This window comes from Providencia sp. PROV024 (assembly GCF_032709665.1).
GTDB lineage: Bacteria > Pseudomonadota > Gammaproteobacteria > Enterobacterales > Enterobacteriaceae > Providencia > Providencia huashanensis.
The window spans coordinates 147,827-159,960 of sequence record NZ_CP120545.1 but is presented as its reverse complement, the minus strand read 5'-3'; the positions used below and the strand labels follow the sequence as shown (position 1 = coordinate 159,960).

Annotated in this window: 9 protein-coding genes, 1 tRNA gene and 1 pseudogene; 6 read left to right on the top strand and 5 right to left on the bottom strand. The window is 40.5% G+C overall.

Annotated elements, in window-relative coordinates; all coding sequences use genetic code 11:
* The first annotated feature begins 2 nt into the window (after nucleotides 1–2).
* Both P3L56_RS00725 and P3L56_RS00720 read left to right on the top strand, forming a co-directional pair.
* The gene (locus tag P3L56_RS00725; protein ID WP_208292499.1) at nucleotides 3–533 is read left to right on the top strand and encodes a fimbrial protein; all 531 of its coding nucleotides are present in this window, start codon (nucleotides 3–5) and stop codon (nucleotides 531–533) included.
* Nucleotides 534–548: 15 nt separating this feature from the next.
* A complete protein-coding gene (locus P3L56_RS00720) occupies nucleotides 549–1,574 on the top strand; it encodes a hypothetical protein (RefSeq protein WP_048605551.1) in 1,026 nt (341 codons plus the stop codon).
* A gap of 412 nt (nucleotides 1,575–1,986) precedes the next feature.
* Here the strand turns inward: P3L56_RS00720 and P3L56_RS00715 are convergent.
* Both P3L56_RS00715 and P3L56_RS00710 read right to left on the bottom strand, forming a co-directional pair.
* Nucleotides 1,987–2,235: pseudogene (locus P3L56_RS00715) on the bottom strand (Arm DNA-binding domain-containing protein); the annotation flags it as partial.
* A 207-nt stretch (nucleotides 2,236–2,442) separates the two neighbouring features.
* Nucleotides 2,443–2,537: transfer RNA gene (locus tag P3L56_RS00710), tRNA-Sec, on the bottom strand.
* Nucleotides 2,538–2,852: 315 nt separating this feature from the next.
* Between P3L56_RS00710 and prlC the strand changes: the two genes are divergently transcribed.
* Both prlC and rsmJ read left to right on the top strand, forming a co-directional pair.
* The gene (gene prlC / locus P3L56_RS00705; RefSeq protein ID WP_198861053.1) at nucleotides 2,853–4,895 is read left to right on the top strand and encodes an oligopeptidase A; all 2,043 of its coding nucleotides are present in this window, start codon (nucleotides 2,853–2,855) and stop codon (nucleotides 4,893–4,895) included.
* Nucleotides 4,888–5,658, top strand: a complete 771-nt coding sequence (gene rsmJ, locus P3L56_RS00700) for a 16S rRNA (guanine(1516)-N(2))-methyltransferase RsmJ (protein WP_048605560.1) — start codon at nucleotides 4,888–4,890, stop codon at nucleotides 5,656–5,658. The genes prlC and rsmJ overlap by 8 nt, the downstream gene beginning before the upstream one ends.
* An 84-nt stretch (nucleotides 5,659–5,742) precedes the next feature.
* On the opposite strand, the gene gdhA is transcribed toward rsmJ, so the two are convergent.
* Both gdhA and uspA read right to left on the bottom strand, forming a co-directional pair.
* Nucleotides 5,743–7,077 carry an NADP-specific glutamate dehydrogenase gene (gene gdhA, locus P3L56_RS00695; protein ID WP_042848589.1) on the bottom strand — a complete coding sequence of 445 codons (1,335 nt, stop codon included), beginning with the start codon at nucleotides 7,075–7,077 and terminating at the stop codon, nucleotides 5,743–5,745.
* A gap of 266 nt (nucleotides 7,078–7,343) precedes the next feature.
* On the bottom strand, nucleotides 7,344–7,778 hold the full coding sequence (gene uspA, locus P3L56_RS00690; protein ID WP_042848590.1) for a universal stress protein UspA: 435 nt from the start codon (nucleotides 7,776–7,778) through the stop codon (nucleotides 7,344–7,346).
* Between the two features lie 563 nt (nucleotides 7,779–8,341).
* Between uspA and uspB the strand changes: the two genes are divergently transcribed.
* Entirely contained in the window at nucleotides 8,342–8,677 is a 336-nt protein-coding gene (uspB, locus tag P3L56_RS00685; RefSeq protein WP_042848591.1) for a universal stress protein UspB, read from the top strand.
* A gap of 133 nt (nucleotides 8,678–8,810) precedes the next feature.
* Here uspB and pitA read toward each other — a convergent pair whose 3' ends face one another.
* Entirely contained in the window at nucleotides 8,811–10,301 is a 1,491-nt protein-coding gene (pitA, locus tag P3L56_RS00680; RefSeq protein ID WP_042848657.1) for an inorganic phosphate transporter PitA, read from the bottom strand.
* 373 nt (nucleotides 10,302–10,674) lie between these two features.
* Between pitA and P3L56_RS00675 the strand changes: the two genes are divergently transcribed.
* Complete coding sequence (locus tag P3L56_RS00675; RefSeq protein WP_042848658.1) at nucleotides 10,675–11,862, top strand: NAD(P)/FAD-dependent oxidoreductase; 1,188 nt, start codon at nucleotides 10,675–10,677, stop codon at nucleotides 11,860–11,862.
* Nucleotides 11,863–12,134 lie beyond the last annotated feature (272 nt).

Here is a 12,134-nt window from a genome sequence, read left to right as displayed (position 1 = left end):
TAATGAAAATAAGAAAGTCACTCTTATTATTATTACTTTTTTCTAGAGTAGTAACTGCTGCTGATTTTAATAATGGCCGTGCTGATGTAAAAATTAATATTACAGCAACTATAGTTGCTCCTGTTTGTACTATTTTAGGTGAAAATAATGAATCACCATTATTTATAAATTTTGATAATGTTGACTTCTCTGAAGTTGAAAATGGAACAGCCTATAAGGATATTCAGTTAAAATATAACTGTACAGGAAGTTCAGTTCCAGCTAATAAAGTTATGAACTTGTATCTATATCCAACTAAATATGGTGTCTATACACAAGTTGGTAACAACGTATTACGAACATCAAAGAATGGGCTGGGAATCTCTTTAACCAAGAGTAATGCTAATCTTGATTTAAATAAATGGATTCCTTTTGGTAGTAATGAGCTACAAGGCTCATTTATCCTTCGAGCTTCGTTAATTACCCCCAATAAATTACTATTAACGGAAGGTAGCTTCGATAGTACTGTTGCTATCCTAATGAGTTATTTATAATTTGGATTATATTTTATGATGAAAACCGTTTTTTATTTGTTACCTGCTTCACTACTGGCTATTTCTAGTATTAGCAATGCTGGTGATCCAGATGACTGGACAGTCATGGGGTATAGTGGTACTCAATTTACAGCTGATACGACTTGGACGGGCGCTAACTTTAATGGTGTCAATTTAACGTTAAGAGCTAAGCTAAGTAGTATGGGAGGAAAAATGACTGAGTATGCATGGGGATCTCGTGCATGTCCTCCATACGGGAATTCACCTAATTCAACTAATATGCAATATGTGATTGCACCAAATACAGTGGATTATGTAGATCCTATTACCAATGAAAAATTTACTTTTAGAATTTTATTACCCCAATCATTAGGTACAATCAATGGATATCCAAATACACAATATGCACAGATAGGGCAAAGCTCAGGTAATGTTGGCCGTGCAACCTGTTCGCGAACCCCTTATACGCCACAATCATTTAGTGGAGAAACTCCTATTACATTAATCAGTAATACGAATCTCCCAATTAGAAATACACCGCATATTATTAAAGTAAACACGACTTTATTTGGTGTCAGAAACCCAAATATACCAGCTAAATGGTTAAGTTCTGTTGCGCTTATCCAACCTAAAAATTCAGCTGTACTTACTTTTAATGTAACCGTTATTAATACTTGTCGTGTAGATAAGACTCAACTAGATTTTAATTTTGGATCTTTACCACAATCAATAGCTGATGGAGTAAATCTAACTAAAAGTGTAACCGTTAGCTGTACTTATCCTGGAAATATTAAAGTAACTTACCAGCCCTCAAAACCTATTGATAGTGCAAATCCAACTCGTACAAGTTTAGATTTAGGAAATGTGTCATCTGGTTGGTACGGTGAGTTGGCAGTTGATGGTAAAAAGCAATTAATCACGACACTTCAAAGTATTACTAATAAAACACTAGATATAGGAATTACATTAGGAAAAAGTAGATCCAATGTATCTTTTGGCAACATCAGTGGTGGTGGGGTCTTAATTTTTGAGTATATTTAATATTAACTTATTTAAGATACTTTAATTTTTAAATAATTAAAAATATGCAGAAGTATATAATACAAGTGTTTTTAGATAAAAATCGAACCTGTAGATAATTTTATATCAGCATAGTTCACTTTTATGGTAAATTCATGCCTGTTAAATACCCAAAAAAAATTACCCGATGATTTTTTAATCGGGTAACGAACAACACTATTTAATAATTCTATCGTGTTCGTAGTATAAATTTCTTTACGTATATCGATAAGTTAATAAAACAGGGTTCTTAAATTAGGGCGGTGTTAGTTATAAGCCCCTCTATTGCGGGTATTTATATTTAAATTATTTATCAAATTTATCTAAAACTGCAAGGACTTATTCCTACGACGGTGATTGATAGACTGCTTTTTAACCGGAAGTGACCTTTTTATTCACTTGGATCTTTATTTTGAGCCAACAGTTTTTTCGCATCATCACGTTGATTTCTTGCTTCCGCTAATGTCACTTTCGGGTAAACACCAATAGAAAGCATTTTTTCTTTACCTGCGAAGCGGTACTTCATTCTCCAATATTTAGAACCATTGCGATTAACGATCAGATATAACCCACCTGAATCAGAAAGTTTGTAGGGCTTATCTAGCGGCTTTGCCGTTTTAATTTTTATATCACTCAGAGCCATAACAAAACCTCCGTAAGCCCTATCTGTTACAAAAAAATGAGAATTTGGGGGTGCAAGATATACCATACCTAAATGCACCCCCACATCAACCCCCAACTGGGGGTTGATGTGGGGTAACCCCAGTTGAACTGAGTTGATTATGAATTGCTTTTATATGTTGAATTTAAAGGGTTTAATTGACTTCAGTGGAGGTGTATTGAACTTGAGTGGCGGAAGATCACAGGAGTCGAACCTGCCCGGGACTGCTGGCAGCCCCAACTGGATTTGAAATCCAGCCGCCTCACCGGAGACGACGATCTTCCTCTATAACCTATAGATTGGAGCATGATTATAGACTGAATCCATTATTTTCTAAAGCATTGAAACTGCAACTATCACCTTTATTGATAAAAGCTAATAAAAACCCCACTTATTGATAAGCGCTGATAAGAAAAAACGTTATCTTGATATTGAGGTTTACATTTCTGCCCCCATATACTTTCTTATATTCATAATGGTGCGCTAATTTTATGTCCCATACACCAATCGTATTTGGGTATAAATTCACCATTTAACTTTTATTGTCAACACAGTAAGCCTTGGCCTACGAGCACAAGCCTGCAATCACAGGATGTTTTATGACAAATGCATTATTAACCGATTCTGCCCTACCTCGCTTTTCTACTATAGAGCCTGCACATGTTTTTCCTGCTGTCGAGCACGTACTCACCGAGTACCGTCAAACAGTTGAAAACCTCCTTGATGCCACAGACCAATATACTTGGGATAACCTGTGCCAACCGTTAGAAGAAGCCAGCGATAAACTCTCCAGAGTTTGGTCGCCAGTGAGCCACCTGCATTCGGTAAAAAATAGCCCTGAGTTGCGTGAAGCCTATGAACAATGTTTACCGCTGCTGTCTGAATTCAGTACGTGGATGGGTCAGCACGAACCTTTATATCAAGCCTATAAATCATTAAAAGAAGGCGCTGAATTTAACTCACTCAGCCAATCACAGCGGAAATCTATCGAGAATACTTTACGTGATTTCGAGCTATCTGGAATTGGCTTACCCCCTGAAAAACAGCAACGTTATGGTGAAATTGTTGCGCGTTTGTCAGAGATTGCCTCTAAATTTAGCAATAATGTGCTTGATGCCACCATGGGGTGGACGAAACTCATTAAAGATGAAAAAGAATTAGCGGGTATGCCAGAAAGCGCCATCGCGGCAGCTAAAGCCATGGCAGAAGCCAAAGGTGAAGAAGGTTATCTATTAACCCTCGATATGCCAAGCTACCTACCTGTCATGACTTACGCCGACAACGCAGAATTGCGCCGTGAAATGAGCCATGCATATAGCACTCGTGCTTCAGACCAAGGGCCAAATGCCGGTAAATGGGATAACAGCGAACTCATTGATGAGTTAATGGCATTACGCCATGAACTTGCACAATTATTAGGTTTTAAAAACTACGCTGATAAATCTCTGGCAACAAAAATGGCAGAATCACCAGAGCAAGTATTAGGCTTCTTAAATGACTTAGCACAACGCGCCCACCAGCAAGGTAAAGATGAACTTGCTGAATTAGCCGCCTTTGCAAAACAGCATTATGGTGTCGATACCCTAGAGTCTTGGGACTTAGCGTATTATAGCGAAAAGCAGAAACAGCATAAATTCTCATTAAGTGATGAGCAACTACGCCCTTATTTCCCGGAGCAACGTGTCCTTAATGGCTTATTTGAAGTCGTTCACCGTATTTATGGGTTAACGGCAAAAGAACGCAATGATGTAGAAACATGGCATAAAGATGTGCGTTTCTTTGAGTTATACGATGATACCAATACTTTACGCGGTAGCTTCTACCTAGACCTCTATGCACGTGAACACAAACGTGGTGGAGCTTGGATGGACGACTGCATGGGCCGTATGGTGCATAAAGATGGTTCATTACAAAACCCAGTTGCTTATCTAACCTGTAACTTCAACAAACCATTAGGTGATAAGCCAGCACTCTTTACCCATGATGAGGTGATCACACTATTCCACGAGTTTGGTCATGGCTTACATCATATGTTAACGAAGATTGATGTTGCTGATGTAGCAGGGATCAATGGGGTACCATGGGATGCGGTAGAACTACCAAGTCAGTTTATGGAAAACTGGTGCTGGGAACCTGAAGCACTCGAGTTTATTTCAGGGCATTATGAAACAGGCGAACCATTACCTGCAGAAATGCTAAGTAGCATGCTGGCTGCGAAAAACTACCAATCTGCAATGTTTGTGCTACGCCAATTAGAGTTTGGTTTATTTGATTTCACCTTGCATGCTGAATATGACCCAGCTAAAGGGGCTCAAGTTATGCCAACCTTATACGCCATTAAAGATAAAGTCGCGGTAGTGCCTTCACCTAAATGGGCACGCTTCCCGCATGCCTTCAGCCATATCTTCGCAGGGGGTTATGCTGCGGGTTATTACAGCTATTTATGGGCAGATGTTTTAGCCGCAGATGCATATTCGCGTTTCAGTGAAGAAGGTATTTTTAATCGCCAAACTGGTCAGTCATTCCTTGACAATATTTTAAGCCGCGGCGGCTCTGAAGAACCAATGGCGCTATTTGAGCGCTTCCGTGGCCGTAAACCAGAACTAGACGCGATGTTAAAGAGCTATGGTATTCATGGCTAATAGCACTGCGATCCAATTGATCTGTGAAGAGGGTGCCGATCGCGGCGCCCTTTCCCAACTTTCTGAAAAATGGCAGCTTTCTCATACCCCTAACGCGGTGATGGCTCTGGTACTAACCCCTGAAAACTTACAACTACGTAAACTGGATGAACCCAAACTCGGGGGGATTTTTGTGGATTTTGTGTCAGGAGCCATGGCTCATCGACGAAAGTTTGGTGGTGGTCGTGGTGAAGCTGTCGCCAAAGCTGTTGGAATTAAAAAAGATTATCTTCCTGACGTGATAGATGCGACGGCTGGCCTTGGCCGTGATGCCTTTGTTTTAGCCTCTCTAGGCTGCCGTGTCCGTATGTTAGAACGCCACCCTGTTGTGGCTGCATTATTAGATGATGGCCTACAGCGGGGCTATCAAGACGCTGAAATTGGAGAGTGGTTAAAAGAGCGTATGTCTTTGATCCATGCTTCTAGCATTACCGCTTTAAAAGAAGTGACTCACGCACCCGATGTTATTTACCTTGATCCAATGTATCCACATCGGCAAAAAAGCGCTTTAGTTAAGAAAGAAATGCGGGTGTTTCAGTCATTGGTAGGGGCTGATGATGATGCGGATTCCTTACTCGCACCAGCTATCGCCTTAGCAAAACGAAGAGTGGTTGTTAAACGCCCTGATTACGCAGAGCCCCTAGCGGGACAAAAAGCGCCTTCTGCAATTACGACAAAAAGCCATCGATTTGATATATATCCGTGCATTAAAAATAGTGATTAAAACGTAACGGCGAAGGGCGTATGTACAGGTGAAATTATCAATATAATACAGCCGCCCTTTCGCGTACGTTTACAGGTCAGAGAATTACAACACACCCTGCCCAAGCATTGCATCTGCGACTTTCACGAAGCCTGCGATGTTAGCGCCTTGAACATAGTTTGTTTGTTTCTCCTCACCCCCAAATTCAACACAGTGTTGGTGAATATCCAGCATGATGTGATGTAAGCGAGCATCTACTTTTTCAGCTTTCCAACTGAGACGAGCCGCATTTTGCGCCATTTCTAAACCTGACGTTGCCACCCCACCCGCATTCGCGGCTTTACCTGGCGCAAACAAAACACCCGCTTCTAGGAACAACTCCGTTGCCGGAATAGTTGTTGGCATATTCGCCCCTTCTGCGACTGCTTTGACCCCATTTTTAATCAACACTTTTGCAGCATCAATATCTAGCTCATTTTGTGTTGCACAAGGTAACGCAATATCCACTGGCACATTCCACGGTTGCTGACCCGCTAAGTAAGTTAAACCAAACTCCTTGGCATACTCTTCAATGCGACCATAGTTATTTTTGATTTCTTCTAAACGAGCCAGTTTTTCTGTTGTAAAACCATCTTCATCCACCACAGTACCGCCTGAATCAGAAGCTGTGACAACTTTAGCACCCAGTTCCATGCATTTATCAATCGTATACTGTGCTACGTTACCTGAACCAGAAACAGCAACTCGCATACCATCAAAACCTAAGCCATGGCGTTTTAACATCGCATTAGTAAAGTAAACTAAACCATAGCCAGTCGCTTCTGGGCGGATCAAACTCCCACCGAAAGACAGACCTTTACCCGTAAATACACAAGAGGTGTCGTTAGACAGTTTTTTCATCATACCGGTCATGAAACCGACTTCACGTCCACCCACACCAATGTCCCCAGCAGGTACGTCAGTGTTTGAGCCAATATGGCGATATAATTCAGTCATCAAGGCTTGGCAAAAACGCATCACTTCACCATGGCTTTTCCCTTTAGGATCGAAGTCAGACCCCCCTTTGCCTCCGCCCATCGGTAATGTTGTTAACGCATTCTTCAGTGTTTGCTCAAAGCCTAAGAACTTCAGAATTGATAAGTTAACGGATGGGTGAAAGCGCATTCCACCTTTGAATGGCCCAATGGCTGAACTGAATTGAACACGCCAAGCACGGTTCACTTGCACTTTGCCGTGGTCATCAACCCAACATACGCGGAACTGAATAACGCGCTCAGGTTCAACGAAGCGTTCAAGTAATGCTTGGTCACGATACTTTGCATTTTGTTCTAAAAAAGGCCAAAGAGAAGTGAATACTTCCCGCACAGCTTGTAAAAACTCAGGCTGTGAAGGATCTCTTTTTTGGACAGACTCCAAGAACGAAGATAGTGATTGTGTCATCTATGTCTTCCTTTTTAACATGTAGTTGTTGTGATGTGCCTCACTCTTTCTTGTCATTATTTTTAGGAAATGTGAGGTTGATTTGTGTTTGCCTATTGAATATATCATTAGTTTGTATTCTAAATTCAAGGTTTTTTTTCACTGTAATGCAAAATAAATCGCTTGACCTGCCAATAACCACCTCGAAGTACATATTTTGTAACAAAAAAAACGCCTGCATAAGCAAGCGTTTTTAGTGAATAATTTTTCTAATTTAGCGATGTGACTTATTCTTCATCGTCATTTAATGGCACAATCAACATATCCACATGAACTGTATTGATTAGCTGACGAGCAGATGACATTAACTTGCTCCAGAAATCTTGGTGATGACCACAGACGACTAAATCCATATTATATTTTTTAATCGCATCAACCAGTACTTGGCCTAAATCACCACTACCGCTAAGAGTTTCTTGGATTTCATAATCTGCACCTGCAGACAAGTCCTTCAGAGCGTTACGAGTTTCATCCGTAATACGCTGTTGCATGTCACCAAGGTTGACATCAATAAGACCTGTGTAGAGGTCCGAATAGTTCACATCAACATGGATCATGGATACTTTGGCCCCGTAAGGTTTTGCCATAGAGACAGCCTTATCCAGTAATACTTTACTTTCAGGTGATAAATCTACCGCCACAAGAATATGTTTGTAAGCCATAAGTAAACTCCTTCCAAATGCTGATTATCCAGTGGTTATGCCTTCACCACATCTTTATGAATACTATACCTGCAAATTGTGATTATTAAGTGTTGCTTTGATCACATCTAAGCAGATTAACCTTTAAATCATCAGTTCATATAACATTTTATAAAACAATAACATCATTCATTCAATATTAATATATTTGCCTAAACAATTTGAGCTAAGGATACACTAAAATTGCGTAAAACATTCTCCCATGCTCTTTTATATTTTAGACGAACATACATAGAAACTACTGACAATTTTCTCAATATAAACAAATAGTCATCATAATTTTGTGCCCGCTGCACTTTTTTTAAGCAAGAATATATCCTACAATAAAAAAACTTAGTTTAAGTGCAACGTTTTGCTGTATTTCCTTTGTGACAATTGCAGTGAGCTAGGCGCAGTTGAACTTTGCTGGTCACTTCTCATTAATACAAGGCATGAAAATCAATAGCATTACGGTAAAGCGATAGCTTTGCTGCTGAGAGAACCAATCAAAAGGTCAATAGCCCCTAGGTTCTAAGGAGGGGATTATGTTCAGTATGATTGCATTGTTTTGGGCATTATGTATTTTATGTATCTTGAATATGATGCGGTATTTTTCTTCAATTCGTGTTTTATTGTCCATTTTAAGGGATTCAGACCCTCTGCTCTACCAATCCGTTGATGGTAATGGTTTTTTTACCACCCATGGTCAACTGAACAAACAGCTGCGATTGGTTAGGTACATCAATAATAAACAATATATTGACCACTACGACCCAGAAGTCATTTTACGCTGTGAGCGAATTCGTAAGCAATTTATGATGATAAGTAGACTTAGCATTCTTGTTGCTGTAAGCCTAATCTACTTATTAGTGACAGGTTAATAATATTCACCCACCTAACGATAAAAAAAGAGTGATGGCCTTACGGCCATCACTCTTTCGTATATTTATATTACTATGTTCATGTAACGTTTAAAGGCCCCATACAAACGATATGAAGCCAAGTTAAGCGCTGTTAGATAAACAGCAATGATAGCCAGTACAAACCGCCAGATAACACAATTGAGACAGGCAGAGTCAGTAGCCACGCTAAAGCAATGCTCTTGATGGTTTTAGTTTGCACACCACCACCGTCGACAACCATGGTACCAGCGACTGCTGAAGATAAAACTTGCGTCGTTGAAACAGGCATCCCAGTGTAACTTGCAACACCGATGGAAACCGCCGCCGTGACTTGCGCGGAAACACCTTGCGCATAAGTCATGCCTTTCTTACCAATTTTCTCACCAATGGTAACAGCAACGCGCTGCCAACCAAACATGGTACCTAACGATAACGCTAAGGCAACAGCAATGATGATCCAAAGTGGCGCATACTCAACGGTATACAGCAAGTCATTACTCAATTTTTTCAGTAAACTCGCATCTTTCGAACTCGTTTCTGGTAACTTAGCAACAGCATTTGCGGTATCAGAGATACACATCAATAAACGACGTGCATGATTACGTTGATCAGGCGTTAGCTCTTCATAGCTTTGAATGCCATCCAGCATGGTTTGCGCTTGATTTAAAATCGCACCAGTACGGGAACTATCACAGTGGAATTCACCACCGGGCTCATCGCTGCTTTCAGCCACCACAGGGGCATTTTCTATCGCATGGTTTAACGCTGGTTTATGTGTTTCATAGTATTGTTGCAGGTGGACAACCGCATCATGCGTTTTAGCGATATCATAGCCGTTTGAATTCATATTCATCACGAAGCCCGCTGGCGCAACACCAATTAGCACCAGCATGATAAGACCGATGCCTTTTTGGCCATCGTTCGCACCATGGGAGAAACTGACACCAACCGCAGATAAAATCAATGCAGTACGCGTCCAAAATGGTGGCTTACGCTTCCCATCTTTTTTCTCACGTTCTGCTGGGGTTAAGTGAATTCGACGACGTTTCTTTGTGCCACTCCAATAACGGCGCAAAAAGAAAATCATCAAACCAGCTATCACAAAACCAATTGCGGGAGATAAAATCAATGACATGAAAATACTGATCATTTTCGGTACGTTCAAGGCATCAACTACAGATGAATCAGTTACAATCGCGTTGGTTAAACCCACCCCGATAATCGCCCCGATCAGCGTATGTGAACTTGAAGCAGGGATACCTAAGTACCACGTTCCAAGGTTCCAAATGATTGCAGCCAGAAGCAATGAAAAAACCATTGCAAGGCCGTGAGCTGAGCTCACATTAAGCAAGAGGTCTGTTGGTAAGAGGTGGACAATTGCATACGCAACGCTCAACCCTCCCAGCAAGACACCGAAAAAGTTAAAAACCCCTGCCATGACAACTGCGAACTGAGCCCGCATTGCTCTGGTATAAATAACCGTTGCTACCGCGTTAGCGGTGTCATGGAAGCCATTTATAGCCTCATAGAACAGCACAAATAACAGTGCTAGAACTAATAATAGACCTGTATGAAATTCTAAACCTGTAAAAAGATGTAGCATAGACGTTAAGCCATTATATGTTGGACATGAACGCGGCGCATTATCAGTGACAAACGCTGGCGGTGGAAGCAAAATCTAACCTTTTTTTGATTTAACTACCCATCAAAAAAGTACCTCATAGTAATTACCCCATATATTTCAATAGATTGGCTTAAACAAATTTATTCTGAATTTTTGCAACTTTTTAACGATGTTTCCAGAAAATAATCATCATTTGCTATTTTTTGCCGAATTTCTCTAATTATAATACGTCCTACATACTTTTCATCAGTTCTACCTCAAAGCTTTACATTACAATCATGACAAGATGACGTAAAATATCTATGTTCATAATGTAATTATGCTTAAAATCAAATATATAGAGAACCTTATTGTGAAAAATATTGACGTTATTATTTTAGGTGCAGGTGCAGCAGGTTTATTTTGTGCCTCACTCGCTGGCAAACGAGGCTTAAATACGCTGGTGCTTGATAACGGAAAAAAACTCGGCAGAAAAATATTGATGTCCGGGGGTGGCAGGTGCAATTTTACAAACATGTACACAGAACATAGCAATTACCTTTCAAGTAACCCTCACTTTTGTAAGTCAGCACTTGCTCGCTACACACAATGGGATTTTATTGCCTTGGTCGCAAAATATAATATTGCTTACCATGAAAAAACATTAGGGCAGCTTTTTTGTGATAATAGCGCACAAGATATCGTCGATATGCTAAAAACTGAATGTGATTTACCAAATGTGGCTATCAAGCTACGCAGTGAAGTCACCGCCGTCGAAAAAACAGATAATGGTTTCTTAGTTACTATCAACGGGGAAAATGTGAGTGCCCACTCACTCGTTGTTGCAACCGGAGGGTTATCTATGCCCGGTCTCGGTGCAACACCCTTTGGTTATCGTCTCGCAGAACAGTTTGGGCATACCATTATTCCTACACGTGCAGCATTAGTGCCTTTTACTTTACACAAGCCACTGTTAGAAGCATTACAAGTACTTTCAGGTATATCCGTTCCTGCTGAGGTTACAGCAATGGATGGGACCGTATTTAAAGAAAATATCTTGTTTACCCACCGTGGTCTCTCTGGGCCTGCAATTTTGCAAATTTCTAGTTACTGGCTTCCTGGCGAGTATGTAAGTATTAACTTACTTCCTAACCTTTCATTAACAGACTTTATTATGGTAGAAAAACAAAAACACCCTAACCAATCACTTAAAAATACACTGGCTAAATTATTACCAAAACGGTTAATCGAGGTATTACAGGCGCTAGGGCAAATCCCTGAGTGTCCACTAAAGCAACTTAATCACCCTCAGGTTGAAGCACTACATAACACCTTACATCAATGGCAGGTACAACCTAATGGAACTGAAGGCTATCGTACCGCTGAAGTTACACTTGGTGGAGTGGACACACATGAAATTTCATCTAAAACGATGGAATCGCTTAAAGTATCTGGCTTGTATTTTATTGGTGAAGTCATGGATGTGACGGGTTGGTTAGGCGGCTATAATTTCCAGTGGGCATGGAGTTCAGCAGCAGCATGTGCTGAAAATTTACCTTAAACTGAACGCATAAAAATACGGTCATCCGAATTGGTGAGCGTGATATTGCTCACCATCAACCAAAACAATCTGCTCATTGCTTGATTAAAGCCATCACCGAAAAGTCCCAAGCGCGGCCGAGGTCATGATCGAATTAAAATAAGCAATCATCTCGGAAGACAGAACCGCCGTACACTTAACCCCCAATTTAAATTTTTCGAAATTGAAATTTATAATTAGATAGCTCTAATAATTCTAAACGCTTTAAGGTGGTTAGGTTACGCCATAGAACT

What these genes read in the sequence shown, in the direction of transcription:
- uspB (WP_042848591.1), top strand. Translation starts at nt 8,342, where the DNA reads ATGTTCAGTATGATTGCATTGTTTTGGGCATTATGTATTTTATGTATC.
- gdhA (WP_042848589.1), bottom strand. Translation starts at nt 7,077, where the DNA reads ATGACACAATCACTATCTTCGTTCTTGGAGTCTGTCCAAAAAAGAGAT.
- pitA (WP_042848657.1), bottom strand. Translation starts at nt 10,301, where the DNA reads ATGCTACATCTTTTTACAGGTTTAGAATTTCATACAGGTCTATTATTA.
- rsmJ (WP_048605560.1), top strand. Translation starts at nt 4,888, where the DNA reads ATGGCTAATAGCACTGCGATCCAATTGATCTGTGAAGAGGGTGCCGAT.
- P3L56_RS00720 (WP_048605551.1), top strand. Translation starts at nt 549, where the DNA reads ATGATGAAAACCGTTTTTTATTTGTTACCTGCTTCACTACTGGCTATT.
- prlC (WP_198861053.1), top strand. Translation starts at nt 2,853, where the DNA reads ATGACAAATGCATTATTAACCGATTCTGCCCTACCTCGCTTTTCTACT.
- uspA (WP_042848590.1), bottom strand. Translation starts at nt 7,778, where the DNA reads ATGGCTTACAAACATATTCTTGTGGCGGTAGATTTATCACCTGAAAGT.
- P3L56_RS00725 (WP_208292499.1), top strand. Translation starts at nt 3, where the DNA reads ATGAAAATAAGAAAGTCACTCTTATTATTATTACTTTTTTCTAGAGTA.